Source organism: Pigmentibacter ruber (assembly GCF_009792895.1).
In the GTDB taxonomy this organism is placed as follows: Bacteria; Bdellovibrionota_B; Oligoflexia; order Silvanigrellales; family Silvanigrellaceae; genus Silvanigrella; species Silvanigrella rubra.
This window is the reverse complement of record NZ_WSSC01000004.1, coordinates 468244-491568: the sequence shown is the minus strand read 5'-3', so window position 1 is coordinate 491568 and position 23325 is coordinate 468244. Positions and strand designations below refer to the sequence as shown.

Annotated in this window: 21 protein-coding genes, 2 tRNA genes and 1 rRNA gene; 17 read left to right on the top strand and 7 right to left on the bottom strand. The window is 31.2% G+C overall.

What is annotated here, in order from left to right; translation table 11 throughout:
- Positions 1–8 precede the first annotated feature (8 nt).
- The 8 genes from rrf to GOY08_RS13685 all read left to right on the top strand — a co-directional run bounded on the left by rrf (position 9) and on the right by GOY08_RS13685 (position 3408).
- Positions 9–123: ribosomal RNA gene (gene rrf / locus GOY08_RS13720) — 5S ribosomal RNA — on the top strand.
- A gap of 17 nt (positions 124–140) precedes the next feature.
- A tRNA-Lys gene (locus GOY08_RS13715) sits at positions 141–216 on the top strand.
- A 157-nt stretch (positions 217–373) separates the two neighbouring features.
- The gene (locus tag GOY08_RS13710; protein WP_158999483.1) at positions 374–631 is read left to right on the top strand and encodes a bL35 family ribosomal protein; all 258 of its coding nucleotides are present in this window, start codon (positions 374–376) and stop codon (positions 629–631) included.
- A gap of 155 nt (positions 632–786) precedes the next feature.
- The gene (gene rplT, locus GOY08_RS13705; protein ID WP_158999482.1) at positions 787–1146 is read left to right on the top strand and encodes a 50S ribosomal protein L20; all 360 of its coding nucleotides are present in this window, start codon (positions 787–789) and stop codon (positions 1144–1146) included.
- Between the two features lie 16 nt (positions 1147–1162).
- Positions 1163–1240, top strand: a tRNA-Pro gene (locus tag GOY08_RS13700).
- A gap of 63 nt (positions 1241–1303) precedes the next feature.
- Positions 1304–1708: a 50S ribosomal protein L19 gene (rplS, locus tag GOY08_RS13695; RefSeq protein ID WP_158999481.1), complete on the top strand. Its 405-nt coding sequence runs from the start codon at positions 1304–1306 to the stop codon at positions 1706–1708.
- A gap of 333 nt (positions 1709–2041) precedes the next feature.
- Entirely contained in the window at positions 2042–2524 is a 483-nt protein-coding gene (locus tag GOY08_RS13690; RefSeq protein WP_158999480.1) for a hypothetical protein, read from the top strand.
- Between the two features lie 41 nt (positions 2525–2565).
- Positions 2566–3408 carry an SDR family oxidoreductase gene (locus GOY08_RS13685; RefSeq protein ID WP_158999479.1) on the top strand — a complete coding sequence of 281 codons (843 nt, stop codon included), beginning with the start codon at positions 2566–2568 and terminating at the stop codon, positions 3406–3408.
- Positions 3409–3463: 55 nt separating this feature from the next.
- On the opposite strand, the gene GOY08_RS13680 is transcribed toward GOY08_RS13685, so the two are convergent.
- Both GOY08_RS13680 and GOY08_RS13675 read right to left on the bottom strand, forming a co-directional pair.
- Positions 3464–4186 (bottom strand): FAD-dependent oxidoreductase, encoded by a 723-nt coding sequence (locus tag GOY08_RS13680; protein ID WP_158999478.1) that lies wholly within the window; start codon positions 4184–4186, stop codon positions 3464–3466.
- Between the two features lie 324 nt (positions 4187–4510).
- Positions 4511–5914 carry an acyl-CoA dehydrogenase family protein gene (locus tag GOY08_RS13675; RefSeq protein ID WP_158999477.1) on the bottom strand — a complete coding sequence of 468 codons (1404 nt, stop codon included), beginning with the start codon at positions 5912–5914 and terminating at the stop codon, positions 4511–4513.
- Positions 5915–6180: 266 nt separating this feature from the next.
- Here GOY08_RS13675 and GOY08_RS13670 point away from each other — a divergent pair, with 266 nt between their 5' ends.
- The 9 genes from GOY08_RS13670 (at position 6181) to GOY08_RS13630 (ending at position 16442) form a co-directional block, all read left to right on the top strand.
- Positions 6181–7293: a formimidoylglutamase gene (locus tag GOY08_RS13670; RefSeq protein ID WP_158999476.1), complete on the top strand. Its 1113-nt coding sequence runs from the start codon at positions 6181–6183 to the stop codon at positions 7291–7293.
- 61 nt (positions 7294–7354) lie between these two features.
- Complete coding sequence (locus GOY08_RS13665; protein WP_158999475.1) at positions 7355–7735, top strand: NADH-quinone oxidoreductase subunit A; 381 nt, start codon at positions 7355–7357, stop codon at positions 7733–7735.
- A 12-nt stretch (positions 7736–7747) separates the two neighbouring features.
- Complete coding sequence (locus GOY08_RS13660) at positions 7748–8857, top strand: complex I subunit 1/NuoH family protein (RefSeq protein WP_158999474.1); 1110 nt, start codon at positions 7748–7750, stop codon at positions 8855–8857.
- An 18-nt stretch (positions 8858–8875) separates the two neighbouring features.
- Positions 8876–9430 carry an NADH-quinone oxidoreductase subunit J gene (locus GOY08_RS13655; protein ID WP_158999473.1) on the top strand — a complete coding sequence of 185 codons (555 nt, stop codon included), beginning with the start codon at positions 8876–8878 and terminating at the stop codon, positions 9428–9430.
- Positions 9411–9719: an NADH-quinone oxidoreductase subunit NuoK gene (nuoK, locus tag GOY08_RS13650; protein WP_202914066.1), complete on the top strand. Its 309-nt coding sequence runs from the start codon at positions 9411–9413 to the stop codon at positions 9717–9719. The genes GOY08_RS13655 and nuoK overlap by 20 nt, the downstream gene beginning before the upstream one ends.
- A 2-nt stretch (positions 9720–9721) precedes the next feature.
- The gene (gene nuoL, locus GOY08_RS13645) at positions 9722–11677 is read left to right on the top strand and encodes an NADH-quinone oxidoreductase subunit L (RefSeq protein ID WP_158999472.1); all 1956 of its coding nucleotides are present in this window, start codon (positions 9722–9724) and stop codon (positions 11675–11677) included.
- A 17-nt stretch (positions 11678–11694) separates the two neighbouring features.
- Positions 11695–13290, top strand: coding sequence for a complex I subunit 4 family protein (locus GOY08_RS13640; RefSeq protein WP_158999471.1), 1596 nt, complete (start codon positions 11695–11697; stop codon positions 13288–13290).
- Position 13291: 1 nt separating this feature from the next.
- Positions 13292–14920: an NADH-quinone oxidoreductase subunit N gene (locus GOY08_RS13635; protein ID WP_158999470.1), complete on the top strand. Its 1629-nt coding sequence runs from the start codon at positions 13292–13294 to the stop codon at positions 14918–14920.
- A gap of 73 nt (positions 14921–14993) precedes the next feature.
- On the top strand, positions 14994–16442 hold the full coding sequence (locus tag GOY08_RS13630) for an iron-containing alcohol dehydrogenase (protein WP_158999469.1): 1449 nt from the start codon (positions 14994–14996) through the stop codon (positions 16440–16442).
- An 18-nt stretch (positions 16443–16460) separates the two neighbouring features.
- Here the strand turns inward: GOY08_RS13630 and GOY08_RS13625 are convergent, their stop codons facing one another.
- The 5 genes from GOY08_RS13625 to GOY08_RS13605 form a co-directional block, all read right to left on the bottom strand.
- The gene (locus GOY08_RS13625) at positions 16461–17129 is read right to left on the bottom strand and encodes a M12 family metallopeptidase (RefSeq protein WP_158999468.1); all 669 of its coding nucleotides are present in this window, start codon (positions 17127–17129) and stop codon (positions 16461–16463) included.
- An 83-nt stretch (positions 17130–17212) separates the two neighbouring features.
- Positions 17213–18706 (bottom strand): HAMP domain-containing methyl-accepting chemotaxis protein, encoded by a 1494-nt coding sequence (locus GOY08_RS13620; RefSeq protein ID WP_158999467.1) that lies wholly within the window; start codon positions 18704–18706, stop codon positions 17213–17215.
- Positions 18707–18827: 121 nt separating this feature from the next.
- Positions 18828–19001, bottom strand: a complete 174-nt coding sequence (locus GOY08_RS13615; protein WP_158999466.1) for a hypothetical protein — start codon at positions 18999–19001, stop codon at positions 18828–18830.
- A 62-nt stretch (positions 19002–19063) separates the two neighbouring features.
- Positions 19064–20215 (bottom strand): trans-sulfuration enzyme family protein, encoded by a 1152-nt coding sequence (locus GOY08_RS13610; RefSeq protein ID WP_158999465.1) that lies wholly within the window; start codon positions 20213–20215, stop codon positions 19064–19066.
- The gene (locus tag GOY08_RS13605; RefSeq protein ID WP_158999464.1) at positions 20212–23319 is read right to left on the bottom strand and encodes a type III pantothenate kinase; all 3108 of its coding nucleotides are present in this window, start codon (positions 23317–23319) and stop codon (positions 20212–20214) included. Before GOY08_RS13605 ends, GOY08_RS13610 begins: the two co-directional genes overlap by 4 nt.
- Between the last annotated feature and the right edge of the window lie 6 nt (positions 23320–23325).

The following is a 23325-nucleotide window of genomic DNA, read 5'->3' as shown; positions in this document are numbered from 1 at the left end:
CTCGTTTTGGCTGTGCTGATTGCGGCGGGGAAATACCGGATCCCATTCCGAACTCCGAAGTCAAGCCCGCCTGCGGCAATGGTACTGCACCCTTAGGTGTGGAAGAGTAGCTCTGTGCAGCCTTTTAATTTTACCTTAGTGGGTTCGTAGCTCAGTCGGTAGAGCATTTGCCTTTTAAGCAAGTGGTCCCCGGTTCGAATCCGGGCGGACCCACCACTAATTTAAATCCTCTTAGGAAATCCTAAGAGGATTTTTTTTATGTTTATCATAGGCATAAGTTCATAAATCTTTTTAGATAATAGTTGATTTTATTTAAAGCAGTGTTATAAGAACCTTCTGTTTTTTGTCTTTTCTCAGTTAAAGGGTTTATAGTATGGCAAAGTCAAAAGCTAAAATTAAAGCCAAAGTTGCTAAATCCAAAGGGAAAGTTAATAAGGCTATCAAAAATAAAAAGTCTGCAGCTAAACGCTATAAGTTAACTGCAACTGGTCTTGTTAAAGTTCCACACAGTGGTAAGCAACACTTGGCTAAATCAAAGAACCGTAGCCGTAAAAATCGCTTGAAAAAAGCGAAGATTATGCGTGCTGAAAGTTCAAGATTAGTAGCCCGTTGTATTCCAAACGGACTTTAATTAGGGTTGATCGTTCACCCTTTAAGTGTTAACAGCCTTAACTACTTATAAAACTAACTTCTGTTAGTTAGAATGTATGATTGTTTAAACAGGTGCTTGGCAAATAAGTTTTGTTTTTTAAGACAACCGCCAGCATTCATTTTGGAGGAAATACAATGGCTCGTGTAAAACGTGGTTTTAAACTTCGCCGTCGTCATAAAAGAGTTTTAAAGCTTGCAAAAGGATACCGCGGAGCACGTAGTAGACTTTACCGTACAGCAATACAAATTGTTCGCAGAGCTCTTTGTTATGCTTATCGTGACCGTAAAGTTAAAAAACGTGATTTTCGTACTCTTTGGATCCAACGTATTAACGCTGCATCTAGAGCTCATGGAATGCCATACAGCAAATTTATGAATGGTTTAAAGAAAGCAAATATAACTTTGGACCGTAAACAATTGTCTGAAATTGCTATTCATGATGAAGCTGTATTTGCTTCTTTAGTTAAGAAATCAATGGCAGCTCTTGGAAAGTAATTGATCGCTTGAAACTCGGAGCGTAGCGCAGCCTGGCTAGCGCACTTGCTTGGGGTGCAAGAGGTCGCAGGTTCAAGTCCTGTCGCTCCGACCACTATTTTATTTTTAATTAGAGAGAATCCGACTACTAGGCAATTCTCAAGTATAGGTGAGTATAATGAAACATCCTATTTTAAAGTCATTTGAAAGCATGCATATGCGTGCTAAAGCACTTCCAAGTTTCAAAGCTGGTGATACAGTTTGTGTTTGGGTAAAAATACAGGAAGGTACTGAAAAAGACGGTACACCAAAGTATCGTTTGCAATCTTTTGAAGGTACAGTTATTCGTTACCGCAAGGGAACAACTAACTCTACATTTTTAGTGAGAAAAATGTCAGGCGGAATTGGAGTTGAGCGTAATTTCTATGTACATTCACCATTAGTAGATCATGTTGATGTGAAAGTACGCGGAAAAGTTCGTCGTGCAAGAATTTACTATATCCGTAAACTACGCGGTAAAGCGGCTCGTATTTCTAGCCGTTATGTATCAAGTGAAGAACTTAAGTCATTTGAGCAAGCCTAGTCTTAGGGCAATTTTTTAAAAAGCTAGTGATTTTAATCACTAGCTTTTTTTTTGTATAAATTAGACTGAATAACAGTCAATAACTTTAAAAAATATTACATTGTAAGTATTAAATAAATTTAGGATAAAAAGCTTAGTTGTTGATTTTTAGCCAATAAATGAATGAAAATCATTCATTTATAAATTGTAAAATAATTTTAGAAAACATAACTAATTAATATTATTATTTAAAAAGAGAATAAATTTTTGGCACAGTATTTGCATATATGGACAATGTATAAGTGAAAACACTTATATTTCAAATGGTATTCAGAAAAAAAGGAGTATTTATAAATGTCCATTGAAATATTACAGAATGAAAAAATAGAATTAATTAAGTTAGATAAAAATAAACAAACAAATAGGGTATTAAAAAGAAGAAAATATAAAAGAAAAAGTAATTATTTTTCTAAAATGCAAAATTCATTAGAATTAGCTCTTCAAGAAGTTGCCTATTCTCATTCTGCAGCAATTCGTTGGACAAAATTATGTTTATCCTATGTTGAATTTGTCTCTCCTACTGAAGCCTCTAGAGAACCTGCTAGACTAATGCGTTTATTAGCAGAATATCCTTTAGGATTAAAGAGAGAAGAATTGCTTGAAAATTTTTATAATACATACAATGAATGTTCTATTAATAGAAAAGAAAGCCTAAGAATTTGCTTAGAAAAGATAATACAAAGAGCAAGAACTATCTTTTCAAAATATGATTTAACAATTCAGTATTCTAAAGATACCAAAAAATACTTGGTTATACCTGTTTTTATTATGGAATAATGATCATATAAAGTGCTTTTAAACTATATAAGGATTTTATTATGTTCATAGAGAATCTTTTAAAAAATAAAAGAATATTAATTACTGGAGGTGGAACAGGGTTAGGGAAAAGTATGTGTGAAAGATTTCTTTCCTTAGGTGCAAATGTAATCATATGTGGCAGAAGGGAAGAAGTTTTAAAAGAAACATGTATTGAATTTAATACAAAATATCCTAATAAAACCAGTTATAAAATTTGTGATATTAGAGATCCTCACATTGTCGATAAAATGATTGAGGATATTTGGAATGACGCTCCTATTGATATTCTAATAAATAATGCAGCGGGAAATTTTATCTCAAAAACTGAAGATCTTTCACATAGAGCATTTGATGTTGTACTTGATATCGTTTTACATGGTACTACATATGTAACTCTTGCATGCGGTAAAAAGTGGTTGAGTCAAAATATAAAAGCAAATGTATTAAATATAGTTACGACTTATGCTTGGACAGGCTCGGCTTATGTAGTTCCATCAGCTATGGCAAAGGCAGGAATTTTAGCTATGACTAGAAGTCTAGCGGTAGAATGGGGAAATAGAGGAATTAGAATGAATGCTATAGCTCCAGGACCATTTCCTACAAAAGGCGCTTGGGATAGATTAGTTCCTAATGCAGATCTTGGGAAAGTTTTAGAAAATAAAAATCCTTTAGGGCGTCCTGGTGAGCATTTTGAATTGGCAAATCTAGCATCGTATTTGGTTTCTGATTTTTCGGGTTATATCAACGGTGAGGTAGTAACAATTGATGGTGGTGAATGGTTACAAGGAGCTGGGGAATTTAATTTCTTAAAGTCATTGAAAGATGAGGACTGGGATAATATTAAAAAGAATAGAAACAAATAGTAAATTATAAAAATGAGATGAAAGAAAAGAATTTTTTAAATATTAAATTGTTCTACTAATACTCATGAAAAATTTTTCTAGACGGAACTTTATTTTCTATAAGTTTATCTTTCACTGTTTGTATCATATTTAATGATCCACATATGTAAAATTCAGAGTTTTTATCTAAATTACTTATATAACTATCAATTGCAGTAATTAAATTTCCTTTAATTGCTAGATTGTTTTGAATTTCTTCGCTGAAAAGTATTACTTTTAAATTTTTAGGAAATTTATTTTGTAAATCTAAAAACTCTTTTTGATATGGCATTGCAGAAGATTTTTTTACGCCATAAACTAAAGTAATATTTTCGTTACCTGTATTTTTATTAAAGACATATAAATCATGGATTATCGCTCTAAATGGGGCTATTCCAGAGCCTCCAGCGATCATAACAATTGGGTTAGAATAATCAGTTATCATTTCACTACCACCCAAGTTATTGATTCTTAGAATATCAGCAATTTTTAGCTTTCTCCAGTATGAAGAAGCTCTACTTTGAGTAGTAATTTGAATACAAAATTCTAAAAAATTTGTTTCTTCTCTTGAACTAGCTATTGAATAAAGAAACTCACAAGTTCCTATATCGTCATTGATTTCAATAGAAGCATACTGGCCTGAGTTAAAATTAAAATTTTTTGGTCTTTCACATTTTATAAGAAGATATTGATTATCTATATTTTGAATTTCTAAAATTTTAGAATCATATGATTTTAATAAACTATTTGGTGGTGACATGTATCTTCCTTTACGGTTAAAGAAGAAAAAATTTTAATTTATTTATAGTATATCTTTTAAAAAAATAACATGTTTCAAGATAGCTAAATAAATGACTACATTTTGCAAACACTATAAAAGGAAACAGATTGCCAATTACTTGCTAAATTATAAATTTAAAGTATTGGAAAAAGTCTCCAATTTCTCAAATTTTAATTTTATAACATTTCTGAAAGAAAATCTATTTTAATATTTCAAAAGATATTATGTTTTATTAAAATTAAAAAAAGTGGAAATTTTTAAGTAATCATGTATTTTTATTCTAACTATATTGTCAAAGAAATTTTAAAATGATGCTTTTTTTATCAAAAATTCTCCAAATTCACGCATTTTTTCTTTATTCATTTTATTTATTTCATTTTGTAAAATAGTTTCATTAACTTTTTGATTCCAAGCATCTAGTGATTCTGGACCAAGTAATGATAGTTTGCCTAATAACTGCTTTAAAACTTCGTTAGTTGGAGCCATAATCCATCCTGCTTTTGAGTCTCTTAAATATCTTTCAACTTCAAGTTCAGGTTTATAACCACTTCCTCCGCAAGCATGTAAGACTTTATCTGAATTATTAGAGACATTAGTTGTACAATTTAGTTTGAGCTGCCAAAACCAAATCATTAATTCTGATCTTGGAAAAAAACTATTATTCTCATGTAAATTCCAATTACAATTATCAGTTTTTATATCAAGAATATTAGCAAGAAAAAAACAGTTCATTCTACAGCTATTAGTTTCAGCTATCATTTCTCCAAAATAATCTTGAATGCTAGGATAGTCTGCAATTCGCATTCCTATATCTTCATGTTTTTTCTTAGTAGTGTGTTTTGCTCCTAAATCAATTAAACCCATAGCAACACCGTTCCAACAAGCCGAAGAACAAAGCAAGTAAAAAATATCAGGAGATTCATTATTCGTTTTACTTGCCTCATTTGGTTTGCCAACAATCCTATCTTTGGGAATTTCTATTCCATTAATTTCTAAAGGGCCGGATTGATTTCCTCTCATTCCTAAGCCATTCCATAGTCCTGGATAAGTTGTTACTTCATCTTTAAATACAAGGTAACAAGAAAGTTTAGAGTAATTTCCTTCAAACTCATGGCTAGTTGTTTGAATAAGATACCAATCAGCAAATCCACCTGATGTTACCCAAGAAGCTTTTTTAGATACTTTCCAACCATTTTCTGTTTCTTGAGAATTGGATGATTTTGGGAACCATGCATGACTGCCGGTTGATGGGTCTGAATAAGCAATAGTCCCTATTAATACTTCATCATTTACTCTGGATAAAAGATTTCTAAATGCTGCATTTTTATTTGCATGAAGAAGAAGAGCACTAAGCGAAGCAATGTGCATAACATAGCACATTGCGGTGCTTGGACAACCATATCTAGCAATTGTTTCGGCTACCATTGCTGCACAAGTATGATTTTCTCCTAAGCCACCTAATTCAATTGGAATAATGAGTCCTAATAATCCTAATTTTGAAAGAGCTATAAAACTTTGTTTTGGAAATGTTAAATTTTTATCGCATTCAATAGATTGAGGCCTTATAATGTCTTTACAAATTTTTATTAAATCTTTTTGTAATTCCAATTGTTTTTTTGAAAGTGTCCATTGCGGATCAAATTCATAACCAAGTCCCCAAAAGATATCCTTGCCCCACATTTTAGAGGATGTTTTGTTTGTTTCCATTTATTCTCCTTTAATTGGTAAGCTATATGAATACATTAGTAAGAGAAGAATTATTAAAATTCTTTTTGCAAATTGTCATAAAATATTAACGATTGCAAATTAGTAGTTTTTTTTAATAATTATATAAAATATAAGGAATAATTTATAAGGATAAAATATCTATTGGAAAAATTAAATATAGAAAATTATATACTTGAAAAAAAATGAGCATTGAGCAAAATTAAACGTTGCTAATTTTTTATTTCACAGAAAAATTTGGAATTAATATGACAAAAAATTTATTTAAATTTTTAGAAAAAACAAATATTACAGTTACAAATCGCAAAGAAACTCTTGGAGCATCAATTAAACATATTGAATATTTAGATAAGAATCAAAAGAAATTTGAAATCGACTTTAATAATAAATATATTATTATTGGAGTTCCTGATGACAGAGGAGTAATTGAAAATAATGGAAATCCAGGTGCGAATGAAGGGCCAGATCGCTTTCGTGAAAGCTTTTATAAATTATACGATACAAATTTGAGAATATTTAATCCAAGTACACACAAGCCTTTTACAAGTAGTGAACAAAATAATAAAAATTGCGATTTTATATCAAGTAAATTTGTAGATGCTGGAAATTTAATTCTTGCTAAGTCCATACAAGAAACTCATGAAAGACTTTCTGAAGTAGTTAATTTTTTTGTTACAAAAAATGCAAAATTGATTTTTGTAATTGGAGGTGGTCATGATTTTAGTTATGGAAGTTATAAAGGACATGTTACAGCAAAAAAGAATGAAATAATTCCTATAATAAATTTAGATGCACATTTTGATTTGCGGCCTGTAGAAAATGGCAAAATAAATAGTGGAACTGCTTTCAGAAGAATTATTGATGATTTTCCGTTAAGTATTCATGAAGGGAAAGCATTGTTAGAAATAGGAATACAAAGAGAAAGAAATCCACAATCTTTATACGATTTTGTATTTGAAAAAAAAATACCAACAATTGAATATATGACCTTACTAAATGTCTGGAGAGATTTATTTGCAGGGCATGCACAAACTCCATTAGAACACATTCGAGATCATTTAGATGATTGCTCTACTTTTGGATTTGATAGATTTAAAGGCAGTATTCATGTTTCATTATGTTTAGACATTTTTGATCAATCCATAGCCCCTGGCACAAGTGCTTCAACACCGTTTGGAGTTCAAGTAAAAGATTTGTCACAATCTCTAACATTTATTGCCAAATCCCAAACATGTCGTGTTATGGACATTGCAGAACTTTGTCCGGCAAGGGATACTCATGAAATGACTTCAAGATTAACAGCAGCACTCGTTTACCGTATGGCATTATTGCGTGAAGAATATTCTTCAAGATTAACTTGATGGTTCTCTTGTCGCATGGATGATTATGAGATAGTTGAACACGTTAAGGAGGAACTTGCATATGGAGCAATCCGTTTATTCTATTGGTTTGAATCCTTATTTGCCAATATTGCTCATATTAATATTTGGGCTTGCACTAGGTCTTGGAGTTAGCGGCGCATCACTTTTTCTTGGCCCTAAAAAACCTAATTCACACAAACTTGAAGTGTATGAATGCGGTTTGCCGGTTACAAGTTCCGCTGAAAACCGCTTTTCAATCAAATTTTATTTAACCGCAATATTATTTATTCTTTTCGATATAGAAACAATATTTATGTACCTGTGGGCAACTGCGTTTGATTATCTAGGCTGGTTTGGCATTGTGGAAGTTGGATTATTTTTAGCAACTTTAACAATTGGCTATATTTATGTCATCAGACGTGGTGCATTACGTTGGGATTAAGGAGTTTTGGTAATGTTTGATATTAGTTTGACTCAAGTTATCAGCACCATTCTTCTTATGCTGCTTGGTATAGCAGTGGGTGCACAAGTGGCTCCTATTATGAGTTGGGTAGAGCGTAGACAGTGCGCAATTATCCAACGTCGATTAGGACCTAATAGAGTCGGTTTTTTTCAGTTTAGATTATTAGGATTAGGACAACCTATTGCAGATGCAATAAAACTTTTATTTAAAGAAGATTTTGTTCCTCCATACGTGCACAAAGTATTTTATGTATTAGCGCCAGTTATTCCTGTTACTATGGGACTAGCTGTAACAGTAGCTATTCCGTGGGGAAGTCATGTTTTAGTAAATAATGAAATTGTAAATTTACAGGCTGTGAGTTTAAATTCAGGATTTCTTTTGATATTTGCTTTTTCATCTTTAGCTGTTTATGGTGTTACTTTAGCGGGATGGTCATCAAATAATAAATATTCTCTTCTAGGTGGATTAAGAGCTTCTGCTCAAATGGTTAGTTACGAAGTTGCAATGGGACTTAGTATTATTCCATTAATCTTTATTTGGGGAACTTTAGATCTGCAAACTATGATTACAAAACAATCAGAAATATTATGGGGATTTCTTCCAAATTGGGGGGTTTTTCATGCTCCGGTTGCTTTTGTTGTATTTATAGTTGCTATTTGTGCAGAAACAAACAGGTTACCTTTTGATTTAGCTGAAAGTGAAGGTGAGCTTGTTGCAGGATTTTTAACTGAATATGGTGCAATGCGGTGGTCATTATTTTTCCTTGGCGAATATTCAATGATGTTTGTGATGTGTGTACTTACTGTTTCTTTATTTTTTGGTGGATATGAACTTCCATGGTTATCACAAGCATATTTATTGGATACAATGACTCCACATTTGGGTGAAGCACTTACAAGATGGATATTATTACCTCTTGGAATTGTTGTTTTATTGGCAAAAGTAATTTTATTAATGTGGTTATTTGTTCAAGTTAGATTTACTATTCCACGTTTTAGATATGATCAATTAATGAGATTAGGATGGATCTATTTACTTCCTATTGCCCTTGTAAATCTTATAATTACTGCAATTGTCACAGCAATTGTAAAATTTCATTAATTAAGAAAAGGGATTCATATGTTGACTCAAATATCTTTTTTAATAATGGGAATACTTGCAGTTTTTTTATCTGCATTGATGATTACGAGAAAATGGCCAGTTACAGCCGCAATGTTGCTTATTATTGTAATGATGTTGCTTGCTGGTATGTACGGTTTATTAGGTGCGCATTTTTCAGCCGTATCACAAATAATAGTTTATGCTGGTGCTATTATGGTTGTATTCGTTTTTGTAATAATGCTTCTTAATTTACCTCCTGAAGAGTTACGTTATGGTAGAGTTACTTTAAGCGAGTTGTTTTTAACAGCGCTTGGTTTTTTAGTTGCGTTATTTTTAGGAACAAAAGTTGGGCAAGGATATTTAATATCTGGACTAAACTCTGCTTCTCTTGCAAATGCTAGACCTCCTTATTATCCAGCATCTATGAATGAGAATGTAAAAAACGTTTCCGCCTTAATGTTTACTGATTATCTATGGGCTTTTGAATTAATAAGTTTTTTAATATTAGTAGCTATTGTTGGCGCAATTGTCATAGCAAAGAAAGCGAAGGTGAATGATGCCAAGTCTTCCTGAATTAGGAATATATTTTTCTATACTTCTCTTCATCGTCGGTCTTTTTGGGGTCATGTTTAGAAAAAACTTAATTTTTATGATGTTAAGCATTGAAGTAATGTTAAATGCAGCAAATTTAGCATTTATTAGTGCAAGTAATATGACCCACACAATTGATGGGCAAGTAATCATGTTTTTTGTAATGGCCGTAGCTGCGTGTGAAGCTGGTATTGGCCTTGCACTTATCATTTCTTTGTATCGTGCTAAGTCAAGTGTTGAGATTGATGATCTCAGAGTGCTGAGAGGATAATTATGCAACAACAAACGTTACTTACTTTAATTGTTTTACTACCTTTAGTTGGCGCTTTACTCAATGCTTTTATGTTGAGAAGAACAAGTATTGCAGTTATTTGTACAATTGCAACAGCTTCGGTTGTGGTGCCTTTTATTTTTTCATTATTACTATTTTTTAATTTTATAATTCCTGGAAATACTATACAAGTCGACTTATTTAATTGGATTTCAGTTCCATTAGTAGACGGGAAAGATTTTAATGTTTCCTTTGGTTTTACAGCTGATAGACTTTCAGGAATATTTTTGCTTGTTATAACTGGTGTTGGATCATTGATTCATTTATATTCTGGTGAATATATGCACCATGAAAAAAGACCATATCGTTTTTTTGTGTATTTAAATCTATTTATCTTTTCAATGCTTTCCCTTGTTTTAGGTTCTAATATGCTTGTTACCTTTTTAGGTTGGGAAGGTGTTGGTGTATGTTCATATCTTCTTATTGGATATTGGTATGAAGACAAAGATAACTCAATGGCCGCAATAAAAGCGTTTGTTGCAAATAGAGTTGGGGATGCTGGATTTCTCATCGCTATTTTCCTTTGTTATATGCTCTTTAAAACAATCAATTATGCAGAATTATCAGCAATAATTGCTGCTTCACCTCAAACTTTTTTAGCTGACAATTCTACAGAAATTACCATTATTGGTTTATGTATTTTGTTAGGAGTTGCAGGTAAATCTGCACAAATCCCTCTTTATACTTGGTTGCCAGATGCTATGGCAGGCCCAACTCCCGTTTCAGCATTAATCCATGCTGCGACTATGGTGACTTCGGGAATATATTTGATGAGTCGGGTTAGCTATTTATTAGTACTTAGTCCTGCAGTTATGACAACAATAGCAATTATTGGAGCAGTTACTGCGATATTCTCTGCAACAATTGGTTTTGCTCAGACAGATATCAAAAAAGTTCTTGCATATTCAACTTGTAGTCAGCTTGGCTATATGGTTCTTGCTTGCGGTGTTGGTGCCTTTCAATTTGGAGTTGCACATGTTGTGACTCATGCCTTTTTTAAAGCTTGTTTATTTTTAGGAGCTGGTAGTGTAATTCACGCTATGCATCATGAACAAGATATAAGAAAAATGGGTGGATTATTTAAGAAAATGCCAATTACGGCAACAACATTTTTATTAGCCACATTAGCAATAATTGGTTTTCCAGGTTTTTCAGGCTTCTTCTCAAAAGATGCGATACTTGCTGCCGCTTGGGCCGGTCCTTTTGGCAATCCCATATTTTGGTTAGTTGGTTGGATAACAGCAGGTTTTACTTCATTTTATATGCTTAGATTAACTTGGCTCGTATTTTTTGGACAATCTAGAGCAGAACATCCTGAACATATTCATGAAACAAATATAGTTATCACATTGCCACTCATTCTTTTAGCTATTTTATCTGTTGTGGGTGGAGTTATTGCAATTCCAGAAGTATTTACTGGTAAAGTAGATTTCATCACTAATTTTTTATCTCCTGTTTTAGGACAAGCACAAGCTACATTAAATGCAAATGGATTACATGGCCTCCATTTATCTCATTCAATGGAATATAGTTTAATGGGAGCATCTGTTTTAATTGTTTTTGTTGCCGCAATTTTTGCGATTTTGGTTTATAAAAATGGTCCAAACGGCGGTGAAAAATTTGCGAGTGCTTTAGGACCAATATACCGTTTAGTTAGAGATAAATGGAGAGTAGACGAACTTTACGCATTTATTTTTATTCGTCCTCTCGCTAGAGTTGGAAAGGTTTTATACAGCTTTTTTGACAAAATAATAATTGAGGGTGTTGTAAACGGTATTCCTGAAACATTGTACACAGGCACAAGTGTTGCTAGTGATTCCCAATCGGGAATGGCTAGGAATTATCTCAAGTTTATTTTTATTAGCGTGTTTATTTTTGGGTTAATTCTATTTCTTTGAGCAGGTGAGAGGACACAATGATCGATGGCGTTTCGCAGTGGATTTTATCACTGCTCATAATTTTTCCTTTATTAGTAGCAGGTATTATTTTATTAATCCCTGCATCAGCAAATTATTGTTTGCATAAAAAAGTTGCTTTATTTGGGATAATAATTGAATTTCTTTTATCTTTACATTTAATTAAACATTTTGTTCCTTATTCTGCACAATTTCAGTTTGCACAAGTATTAAATTGGTTACCAGAAAAAACTGGAATAAAATATATTGTAGGAGTTGATGGCTTAAATTTAATATTAGTTTTGCTATCAACAGCTTTTTCTCTGATAGCTATGTTAACAATTTATCATACAATAAAAACTCACGTTAAAGCTTTTTTAGCTTTATTCTTGATTTTAGAATCATCTATAATTGGTGTGTTTGTTTCGCTTGATGTTGTTTTATTTTATGTTTTTTGGGAATTATCTTTAATCCCTGTATACTTTATGATTGGTATTTGGGGAGGAAAAAATCGCATTTATGCAACAATAAAATTGTTTATTTATGGAGTTTTAGGCAGCTTATTAATGTTAGTTTCCTTTATCTATTTATACTACAGTCACGCAGCATTAAATGGCGGAGTTTATTCTTCTAATCTTTTAGATCTTTATAAAACGGCAGCTTCTCTACCTTTTTCAACGCAAGCATGGTTATTTGGCGCTGTTACTTTAGCGTTTGGGATTAAAGTTCCAATTTTTCCTTTTCATACATGGTTATCAGATACCTATGAGCAAGCTCCAGCGACATATACAATTATGTCTGGAGTCATTCTAAAATTAGCTACGTATGGATTGATTCGCTTTAGTGTCTGTCTTTTTCCAAGTGCAGCAGTTTATTTTGCTAATCATATAATGGTTCTAGGTGTGATTGCTATTCTGTATGGAGCATTGATTGCGTGGCAACAAAAAAATGTACGAAGAATTATGGCATTTTCTTCCTTAAGTCATTTAGGTTTTATTGTAATTGGAATTTTCTCTTTAAATACAATTGGAATTCAGGGTGCTATTTATCAAATGATTAATCATGCCATAACAGCAGGCGCATTATTTGTATTGTTTAATTATTTACATGATAAAACATCTTCTTTTAATTTAGATGATTTTGGTGGACTTGCAAAAATTTTGCCTTGGTTTGCTTTTTTCTTCGTTGCAGTTGCAATGGGATCTGTAGCGTTACCAAGTACAGGAAGCTTTATAGGTGAGTGGCTTATTCTAATTGGATCATTTCAAGCTAATCCAATTTTAGGCTCTATTGCTACCTTAGGAGTAATATTTGGATCGGTGTATATTCTTTGGGCAACATACAAAATACTATTTGGACCTTTAGAAAACTCTGAAAATAAAAAGTATAAAAGTCTTAATAAGTTTGAAATTCTTCAGTTAAGTTCATTAACTATTTTAATTTTTGTCTTGGGTTTTGCTTCTTCTGCAGTGTTACACCATACAAAACCAACATTGCTTAATATTGAAAGAAGTGTGAATAGCAATTCACCTTATCTTTCAGAGTTAGCTAACTCATATCAAGGATTATTAGTTCCTTTAAATAAATTTCCAACCGTTCAACTAGAGAAGGAGTAAAATGATGTCAGTTGACCTTACAATGACACAGCTCCAAGAAACTGTGAAAACAGCAATTCAAACACGTCTTTGGAGTGACATTTTACCTCCTGCAAGTTTCTATTTTTTAGCTCTACCTATTCTTTTATTTTTAGTAGGTGGATTAGTAACAATGATAGTTGGTGTTTTTAAAACTGATCCAGAAAAACCCTGCTACAGTTCTTGGTATATTGCTGTATCTGTTTGTTTCATCTCAGCATGTGCTGCAATTTTAAGTAGCACTGAAGTACCTAAAGCTTTTTTGGGAAGTGGAGTATTAATTGATGATATAACTAGAACTTCATTTATAGTAATTTCAATTGGTACTTTATTTACCTTAATGGCAGCTTCTATGACTAAAATTGGTAAACAATTATTACGTTCAGAATTGTTAACATTAATATTATTTTCTTCTGCAGGTTTAATGGTAATGTGCGCTGCAGGTGAATTTTTAAGTTTCTTTGTAGGCTTAGAGTTAACCAGTATTTCCTTATATATTTTAGTTGGATATCAAAGGAAAACTTTCCAAGCAATGGAAGCATCATTAAAATATTTTATACTTGGTGCCGCAGCTGCTGCTATGTTACTAATGGGTGCCGCATTAATTTATGCAAGTATCGGCTCGTTACGTTTTTCTGATTTAAGATTATTAAATATTTCTTTAAATAATCCGTTTAGTTTACTTGGTGTTTTATTGGTAATGAGTGGCTTAGGCTTTAAATTAGCTATAGCACCTTTTCATTCTTGGGCTCCCGATGTTTATCAGGGCGCAAACTCACATTTAACTGGTTATATGGCTTCATTAGTAAAATTTAGTGTCGCTATAGTTGTTTTAAGAATACTAAGTCAAAGCTTTGCGCCAGGAGAAAAAACTGGATTAATAATAATGTTCTGGTTACTTGGCGCTATCTCTATAGTAGTTGGTTCGTTATTTGGTTTAGTTCACAACAGTGTGAAAAGAATTTTAGCTTATTCTTCAGTTGCAAATGCAGGATATTTTTGTTTAGCTTTTGCATCATTGGCAAGCGATCCAAATAGTATTGAAGCAAAGCAATCGTTAATTGCTTATGCTGTAATCTATGCAGTTTTAAGTTTAGGTGCTTTTACAGTAATATCATGGTTCGAAGATTCAAATCGGGAAGATTTATTAAAAGAAGAACTCTCTGGTATTGGATTTAAAAAACCAGTTGCAGCAGTTACTTTAAGTATTTTCTTATTTGGGTTTGCAGGTATTCCACCAATTGCAGGTTTTTTTGGTAAATTCTATTTATTGCTTTCAGCGGTAAACCAAGGATTTATTGGATTAGCAATTATTTTAGTAGTATTCAGTTGTCTATCATTATTTTACTATCTATCAATTATGGCAGAAATGTGGTTTAAACCAGCAACTAGGTACTCAATTCATAATAATCAATCAGATGAAACAAATTCTGGAATGCAAGCAATGACAATAATAGCAGCTGTTGCTGCTATAGTTATAGGTATTTTAGGGCCAAGATGGGCAATAAATATAAATTATAATCAAGCGGCAGAAAAAAATTTAAGAATAGTTAATACTGAGAATATAAAACATCATTCTCAACAGGTTGTTAGTACAGAACATCAAAAATAATATGCAGCATTGTATTAAATTTTATCCTCGATCTTAAAGTAAGTTCGAGGATTTTTTTATTTGAGGTAAAAATATGCAAAATTTTGAAAAATTATTCAATTCTTTACAGCAGGAAGGGATACAGGATTGTATAGAATCTAAAATTCCTGAACAATATTACTGTAGGGACTTCCTTGAATTTAAAAATATTTTATTAAAATTAAAAGCTACTTTTGCAGCAAAAAAAATATTTATTCTCAGCGATGGTGAATTTAAAGCATCAAGTTTACAAGAATCAGTTTCTATAGATGATACAATTTGTAAAATTTTAGAAAATGATTTTGAAATAATATTTAAAAATTTATCAAAAGATGCAAACGTAAAACCTCAAGAAATTCATGCTTCAGAAAAATTTCTTAAATATATTGATAGTTACGTTAATGAACAAAAGAATAATTGTCAGATTTTTATTTCCCTAGGCAGTGGAACAATTACTGATTTATTAAAACATTCTCTTTTTAGTAATTTTAATGATGCTATTTTTGTCTCAATCCCTACAGCTGCTACAGTCACAGCATATACATCGAGTTTTTCTGTCTTAGATATTGGTGGAGCAAAAAGAACAAGGCAATCAAAGCATATAAACCATACAATTTGGATAGAGCCGTTACTGCAGGCTGCACCAATGACTCTATCAAGAGCTGGATATGGTGATTTACTGGCTCGATTTGTTGCATATGGGGATTGGTATTTAAGTTATAAAATAGGAATTAGTAAGACTTACAACGAAATGGCTTTTAGATTAATGGAGATATTTTCAACGCAATTGAAAAATTTGTCACCTTATTTTGCAGGAGCAAATCTTTCTTGTGCAGCAATTTCTGAATTAGTTCCCATTTTATCTATGGCTGGAATAGCTATGACATTAAGTGGAGAAACAACTCCCTTAAGTGGATATGAGCATGTTATTAGTCATGGGTTAGATTTTTTAAAATTGACAGCAGGTAAGCAATTAGTATTGCATGGCGAACAAGTTGCTTTAGCATCATTAACAAGTGCAATGTCTTTTGATTGGATTTTAAGTATAAATAGTTTTGATGAGAAAAAATTTAGAACATTAACTTTTAAGGAAGCAGAAAAGTTAATTTCTAAATTATTAATAAGTGCTCCATATTATGGAAATACTGATGAAAATCGGCAATTAGATAAAGGTAATATAGAATTAGCAAAAGAAGTTTTCTTAAAAGATTATTTAATAAAAAATGAAAAATGGAATGAGATAAAAGATTCTTTTTATAATTTTATCCAAGATTTTCCTGAAATCAAAAGAAAATTAGAAATATTAACAATAAGGGCACAGGAACTTGAGCATCTCTTGGTAAACTCAAAATTACCAACTTATCCAGAAGGAACTCATCCTGCAATTTCAGCATTAGAGTATCGTTGGGCATTAAGATTTTCACCTTTTATAAGGTCTCGATTTTCAATTGGAGATTTCATATTTTGGATTGGTGAAGATCCGTGTGTTGTTGCTGCAATTTGATATACAATTTAATATTTTTTATTGCGGGTTTCCATAAGCTAACCAAAGGCCATAAATATCAGTTTTACTTAATTGACTGCGTTGTCCTATATTGGATTGAGAATCTATAGTTGAAATTGTACAATCCCCATTTTTTGAAAAAGCATATGCGCCGTAGTGCATAATAGAATCATAGTCATATTTTCCAAATCTTGTTGTAAATTCTCCTTTTTTTTCAAAATTATATTTCCTTTTATCTAAGATATTATCCCAATTTATAATGATATATTGATCTCTATCAAAGCGACTTTGTTCGTGATAAAATCCAATACTATGCATTAATTCGTGGATAATTGTACCTAATCGCATACATTGCATATTATGTAAAAGTAATTTCTGCATTCCACCAATCATTCCAATTTCACTGTGACAAGAATCGCCATCTGTAATTAGGATATAGTTTTTTTGTTTCGTTAGATCTTCAATTTTAATTTCTATAAATTTTACATTAGAAACATCCATTATTTTTATCATTGCTTCTTTTATCAAAGTAATATCTGTGTTTTTATAAGATTTAGTATCAATAATATAGTATATTTTTCCATCAGGCCAAAAGAATTTCTCTTCAACAGGTGCTGAATTATTTTCAACGCTGAATAAATTGGTCTGAAATATTAATAGAGTTAATAGCAAAATAATATTAAGCATTATAGTTTCTTCCATAGCTATATTTATACAAATAAATTTGTAAGTAAATTTTAAAGATATTGATATTTTTTATTTACATGTTTTTAAGAATTTTTTCCACAAATAAGGAGTTCTATTTTTCGAGATGTATTTGCTAAATTTTTACTCTCTTCTGCGACATTATTTGAAGATTCAGCTGCTAAATTAGAAATATCTTGACTTTTTTGTGTGACTTTATCAATTTGATCCATAGCTTTTGAAATTTGATGTATTCCTATTTCTTGCTCATGAGTTGCATCCGCAATTTGCTGAAGTATATTTGCTAGAGTTTGAATATCTTGAGAAATATTTAGAAAAGTTTCTTGTGCTTTTCCTGTAACCACTTTGCCCTCATCAATTCTTGCTTTTGTTATCCCTAATATTTTATTAACCTCTTCTTGACTAGTTGTTATAAGATCTTGAATTTCGTTAGCAGATTTACCACTAACTTTTGCTAAATTCCCAACTTCTTCAGCAACAACTGCAAATCCTTTGCCATGTTCACCAGCTCTAGCGGATTCTATTGAAGCATTTAAAGATAGAAGTTCCGTTTTTGATACAATATCATTTATAACTGCTGTTTTGACTTGAATTTGATTTATAATTACAGAAATATTTTGTAGTTGCTTATTAGACTCCTGAATTGTTTCCATAGAATTTACAAGTTCACCCATTATTTTTTGCCCTTCTTCAGTTTTAATTGAAGATTTATTTGCAATTGAACTTGATTCTTTTGAATTTTCTGTGGTTCTATTCACCATGCTTGTAATTTCATTAATTGCAGCAGTTGTTTCATGAACAGATGAAGCTTGTTCTGCAACTGATTGGGTAAGAACTTTAGAGCTATCACTTAGAGTCTCTCCAATTTTATTCATTTTATTACTCTGATCTTTTAATTCTTTAATAGCGCTTTCAATTGATGAAGTTGTTTTACTTACCATTCTAATTGAAAAAATAAGTATTAATACTGATAGTATAAGAATGATACTGACTGTTATGGATGTAATAGAAGTTAAGTTTTTTCCTTTTTTAGTAGATTCTATCGCACCTTTATTATTTATTTCAGTTATTGTATTTAAAGAATTTTCAATATCAACTTGATATGGTCTTCCTTTAATATTAAATAATTTGTAACCTTCACTTCTTAATCCTTTATCTGCTAATTCAACGGTATTATTTGCAATGGATTCATATTCTTTCCAAGAATCATTTAATATTTTATAAGCTTCTTTTTCTTCTTTTTCTGAAATTAATTTTTCATAGTTTTCTTTTTCTTTCTTGAAATCTTCAATTCCTTTATTAAAAATTTTTTTTCCTTCATTTCTATCTTTTTCGTTTTCATCTAATAGAATTCTCAAAGGTCTTCTACTTATTGATGAAAATATTTTTTGCATTTTTTGCGCAGAGATAATGCTAGGTAACCAATTATTTTCCGTTTCGGCAGAATATACCTGAGTTTTGTTAATCATTAAAATTGAATACAGAGAGATAAAAAGTAAAAATATAAACAGTATTGCCATAGTTAAATTTAATTTTAAAGATAAGCTCATTTTATTCATAATTACTTTTGCCCAATAGAAATATTTTTATGATTTTAGCATAACTTATTTTACTTTTATAGTTCAAAATTTTGTCAATTTACAAAAGAAAATAAATAGTGGATATAAGAGAAAAATAGTTTTAATTTTTTTGTTTTTTTGCTGTAGCTGATGTTGTTTTGCCAAGACTTTTTTGGATAAAGCGGATCACTTTTTTCTTCAATTCTTTATCTTCGTCCAATATTAATTTAATTAATTCAAGTTCGCTTGAAGTACGCATAACTTTTTTATTGGTTTTCGGCCCAAGACCACTCATACTGTTCCCTCCTAGTCAATTATCGGATTAAGGCGAATAGACCAGAAGGAAAGAATTATTTGTCAAATTTTTGCTGCATTTTTAATATCTTCGATGAGATCTTGAGAATCTTCAATCCCTACAGAGAATCTGAGCAAATTCGCTGTAATCCCTAAAATCTTTCTGTGATCTTCAGGAACACTAGCATGTGTCATTGTTTCAGGATGGTTTACAAGTGATTCAACACCACCTAAGCTTTCTGCTAAAGAAAAATATTTTAATTTTGAAAGAAATAATTTTAACTTTTCAAAATCACCATTAATTCTTACAGAAATCATTCCAGAATATCCTCGCATTTGTTTTTTTGCTAATGAATGTTGAGGATGTGATTCAAGCCCAGGGAAAATAACTTCAGAAAATAAAGGGATTTTTTCCATTTCTCTAGCAATTTGCATAGCATTTTCATGATGTTTTTTCATTCTTAGCGATAGAGTTTTGATACTTCTATGTAATAAAAATGACTCAAAAGGAGAGTTTACACTTCCACCTGCAAATTGAATAAATTTTAATTGATCTGCGAGGTTTTTATCATTTAGCATTAAGCAACCTCCTACCATATCACTGTGTCCGCCGATATATTTAGTGGTACTATGCAAAATAATATCAGCTCCTAATTCAATTGGATTTTGAAAAATAGGAGATGAAAACGTATTATCCACAACAGTTAAAGCATTTTGTTTTTTTGCTAAAGTAGCAATTTTTTCGATATCTATTAACTTAAGTAATGGATTTGTTGGAGTTTCAATCCAAATTAATTTAGTATTACTTTTTATTGAATTTTCAACTTTTTTAAGATCTGTCATGTCAATAAATTCAAAAGCAATATCATATTTTGCAAATAATTTTCGAAATAGTCGCCCTGTTCCACCATAAACATCATCACATACAATAACATGATCATTTGGATTTAGAAGTTGAGCTATGGCACCTACTGCAGCTAATCCTGAAGAAAAAGAAACAGAAAATTTTGTTTTTTCAAGTGCAGCTAATGCTTCTTCAAGTGCGGTTCTAGTAGGATTGCCTCCTCTTGAATAATCGTAAATTTTTGGATTACCGGGGCTAGGTTGAACGTAAGTTGAAGTTTGAAAAATAGGTGGCATGATAGCCCCTGTTAATTCTTCAGGTGAGGCTCCAGCATGGACACAAACAGTATCGATATGACTTAAATTTTTCATTGAATATGACCTCCCTCAGATATTTCAGGAAAACTTTGAAAGTTTAAATTATTAAGTTGGTTAAATATATTTTTAAAAAAACTTCTTTGTTCATTTTTATTTATAGGTATTTTTCCTTGTTCTAATAGTTTTTTTACAATATCAGAATTCAACATGTCTTCTGATAATTCACAAACTATAGGTTCTTCTATTATATTAGAAATATTACTATCACCTACTATTTCAATGGCTGTGTTATGAAGCATATGTCTTGGGAATATTGTTTGCTCATGAACCCAATCTGTGTATCCTTTTTCGTAAAATTCTAAAAAGACTTGTTCATTAGGATGATACATTTTATCACCAACAATCCATTGTCCAATTGCAGCTAAATGGATACGAATTTGATTAGTTCTTCCTGTTTGAGGCAAGCAGGCATAGAGAGTGTAGTCTTGAAATTCAGATAATTTTGCAAACCATGTTTCTGCATTTTGACTTGATTTGCCATTTATCCAAAGCTTTAAGCGGATTAAAGAATGTTCTGGTTCACCAATTGGTAAAGTAACGCGAAATTTTTCTGGTAAATTATTCTTTCCTTTTGTAACAGCAAGATACATTTTATCCACATTTCCTTGACGAAAAGCTTCTGAAATAATGTTTCTTGTTTCTGATTTTCTAGCACAAGCTAATATTCCACTTGTTTCTCTATCTATTCTGTGAACTGCAGCACAATCACCATAACCCATTTTTTGAGCTATATTTACAAATGTATTTTTCCCATAAATACCAGCTGCATGTATTACCATATTTGGTGGTTTGGAAAAAACACATACGTCTCCATTATCGTAAATAACCTCAATATTTTCTATAATATCTGGTTCGTATTCAGGCGGATGGAAAAGCCAAACTTGGTCAAAATTTTTAATTTTATATGTAGGCTTGACTTTATTTAAATGTATTTTTTCTCTGTTTTTGTTATGCGCACCATGCTCAATTTTTACTTCACCCTTTTCTATGCGCTCTCGCCAAGTTTCTCGATTATGAAATTGAAATTTATTTGCCATATAGGAATCCAATCTTTCTTCTGTTTGGAGTCCTTCTATATGTGAACCAATTTTTCTAAAATCTTTTTCATTTAGTTCAGCAGTTCTAATAATAGATTTAGGATCACGAGCTTTTAGCATTGTTTTTGCTATGTCAGAAATGCTTTTATCTTTAAATTGTTCTTGCAAATTTATAGATTTTTTTTCTTCAATAATATTTTTTATTTTTAAAATATTTTCATTAATTAAATTTTTCTTCTGAAGTTCAAACTCTTTTTGTTTCTTTAGTATATTGTCTTTGTTTTTTATTATTACCTCTGTTTCAATATTTGGTAATATTTCGATGTTATAATTTTTATTTGGGTACATTAATTCTATTATTTTTAAAACGGAATCAGAATTTCCACCGCTAAAATAACACTTACATGGTTGGTGCATTTCAATAGTAGCTATTACGCTAGCCGCAGTTGATAGAAAAACTCCCCTTTGAACATAAATTTCTTGATTCCAAATAGAATCATTTGCTTGAAACAATTCAGGGTTCGCTTTAAATAAAGGAACAAGAGCTGTAAAATGATTAATAGCATTTAAAGCCATTTGAATACCAGGAAAAATAAAATTTTCTAAGATGCTTAAATTAGAACTAACACCTTCACAAGTTACTGCTGTACCGAAAGAAAAAGTTAAAATATTGATGTTTTGCTTTTTTGCCTCATTAGCGGCAAATAAAAATTTCAGGGCTCTATCTGCGCCTAGTCGACCTATTTCAAAATTACCTGAAATATCAATGCAGCTGAAAATGTCTTGTTCTGTTAATTTAATTTCATTAAAGATAATTTCAGGAAAAAGAGATTTAAAATATTCTCTAATTTTTTGAATAGAATTCTTGGTTTTTTCTGGTGTATTAACAGATGTGTAAATAAAATCTATTTTTTCTTTCCTATCTACTAGCAAGCCTTCTACAAGTGGTTTAAGTGAATCACGAATTCTGTTTCCATTCTCAGAAATAACATTTTCATATGCAATATTTGCATGATACAATTTTGAGTTTGTAGCTTGGTATGTTGAATGAATAGTAGTATTACCAAAATCAATTGCTAAAACAGGGGCACTCTTTTTTTCTAAATTAACAGAGTTTGATTGAGTTGATTTTAATTTAACTGGATTATCTATTGATACTTCACCAGATAAAATAGAGTTTCTATTTCCAGATAAAAGTAAACCTCCATTGTCATCTAATCCTAAAAACTCTCCTTTTTTTGTACCTTTATCTACGGAAATAAATGTACCAATTGGAATCGATCTTGATTGAACAATAGATTTTATTTGTGTTGTATTTCTTTCTGAACAGATGAGATCTAAAAACTCTTTTTTAAAATTATCACAAAGATTTGTGATAATCGCCTTTTTGAATTCTCTATCTTTCAATAATTTATTCAGTTCTCTTCTCTCATTTTTATTTAATTCCTGACTAAAAAGGCTTTCCCAAAAAGAAATTGCTTTATCAAGATCGGGTTTGGAAAAAAAATTTAATCCTATTCCAATAAAAATATCTCCGATTTTCCCGCTTTGCGAGCTGGTTTCACAAAGAATTCCGCTAACTTTTTTATACTCTGTTGCAGTACTATTTTTATTTATAAGTATTAAATCATTTGGCCATTTAATACATAAAATTGAATTACTTGAATATGAAAATCCTTGAATAATTGACTTTATAAAGTTTCCAGTTGATTCTAGAGCATCAAGAAGTGCAGACGACACTAATGCTGTAATCCATTCGAATGGAACTTTTATTTTGCTTGAAGGAACTATTAAAGTTAAAGGCAGGAAATCTAAAGACGATACCATAATTTCTGTTAAATCATTGTAAAATCTCAGATCCCCAGTAGATTTGTTTTCTAAAACGGACAAATCTGCTTGTTGCCAAATTGATCCCCCTCTTCCTCTACCTAGTGTTTGGTTCCGAGTAACAACAGCAATAATATTGTTATTATGGCTGTTGCTGCTGTTATAGTATTTTGCTAAATCCATTGTCGAAGGAGTATATTCAGTATAAACTGTGTAAAAATCTTTTGTATTCATTTGTGA

Bases quoted from the DNA above. Each gene is read 5' to 3' on its own strand.
- GOY08_RS13620 (WP_158999467.1), bottom strand. From the start codon at position 18,706: ATGAATAAAATGAGCTTATCTTTAAAATTAAATTTAACTATGGCAATA.
- rplT (WP_158999482.1), top strand. From the start codon at position 787: ATGGCTCGTGTAAAACGTGGTTTTAAACTTCGCCGTCGTCATAAAAGA.
- GOY08_RS13655 (WP_158999473.1), top strand. From the start codon at position 8,876: ATGTTGACTCAAATATCTTTTTTAATAATGGGAATACTTGCAGTTTTT.
- GOY08_RS13685 (WP_158999479.1), top strand. From the start codon at position 2,566: ATGTTCATAGAGAATCTTTTAAAAAATAAAAGAATATTAATTACTGGA.
- GOY08_RS13680 (WP_158999478.1), bottom strand. From the start codon at position 4,186: ATGTCACCACCAAATAGTTTATTAAAATCATATGATTCTAAAATTTTA.
- GOY08_RS13640 (WP_158999471.1), top strand. From the start codon at position 11,695: ATGATCGATGGCGTTTCGCAGTGGATTTTATCACTGCTCATAATTTTT.
- GOY08_RS13675 (WP_158999477.1), bottom strand. From the start codon at position 5,914: ATGGAAACAAACAAAACATCCTCTAAAATGTGGGGCAAGGATATCTTT.
- GOY08_RS13690 (WP_158999480.1), top strand. From the start codon at position 2,042: ATGTCCATTGAAATATTACAGAATGAAAAAATAGAATTAATTAAGTTA.
- nuoL (WP_158999472.1), top strand. From the start codon at position 9,722: ATGCAACAACAAACGTTACTTACTTTAATTGTTTTACTACCTTTAGTT.
- GOY08_RS13605 (WP_158999464.1), bottom strand. From the start codon at position 23,319: ATGAATACAAAAGATTTTTACACAGTTTATACTGAATATACTCCTTCG.
- nuoK (WP_202914066.1), top strand. From the start codon at position 9,411: ATGATGCCAAGTCTTCCTGAATTAGGAATATATTTTTCTATACTTCTC.
- GOY08_RS13670 (WP_158999476.1), top strand. From the start codon at position 6,181: ATGACAAAAAATTTATTTAAATTTTTAGAAAAAACAAATATTACAGTT.
- GOY08_RS13635 (WP_158999470.1), top strand. From the start codon at position 13,292: ATGATGTCAGTTGACCTTACAATGACACAGCTCCAAGAAACTGTGAAA.
- GOY08_RS13665 (WP_158999475.1), top strand. From the start codon at position 7,355: ATGGAGCAATCCGTTTATTCTATTGGTTTGAATCCTTATTTGCCAATA.
- GOY08_RS13615 (WP_158999466.1), bottom strand. From the start codon at position 19,001: ATGAGTGGTCTTGGGCCGAAAACCAATAAAAAAGTTATGCGTACTTCA.
- GOY08_RS13625 (WP_158999468.1), bottom strand. From the start codon at position 17,129: ATGCTTAATATTATTTTGCTATTAACTCTATTAATATTTCAGACCAAT.
- rplS (WP_158999481.1), top strand. From the start codon at position 1,304: ATGAAACATCCTATTTTAAAGTCATTTGAAAGCATGCATATGCGTGCT.
- GOY08_RS13710 (WP_158999483.1), top strand. From the start codon at position 374: ATGGCAAAGTCAAAAGCTAAAATTAAAGCCAAAGTTGCTAAATCCAAA.
- GOY08_RS13630 (WP_158999469.1), top strand. From the start codon at position 14,994: ATGCAAAATTTTGAAAAATTATTCAATTCTTTACAGCAGGAAGGGATA.
- GOY08_RS13610 (WP_158999465.1), bottom strand. From the start codon at position 20,215: ATGAAAAATTTAAGTCATATCGATACTGTTTGTGTCCATGCTGGAGCC.
- GOY08_RS13660 (WP_158999474.1), top strand. From the start codon at position 7,748: ATGTTTGATATTAGTTTGACTCAAGTTATCAGCACCATTCTTCTTATG.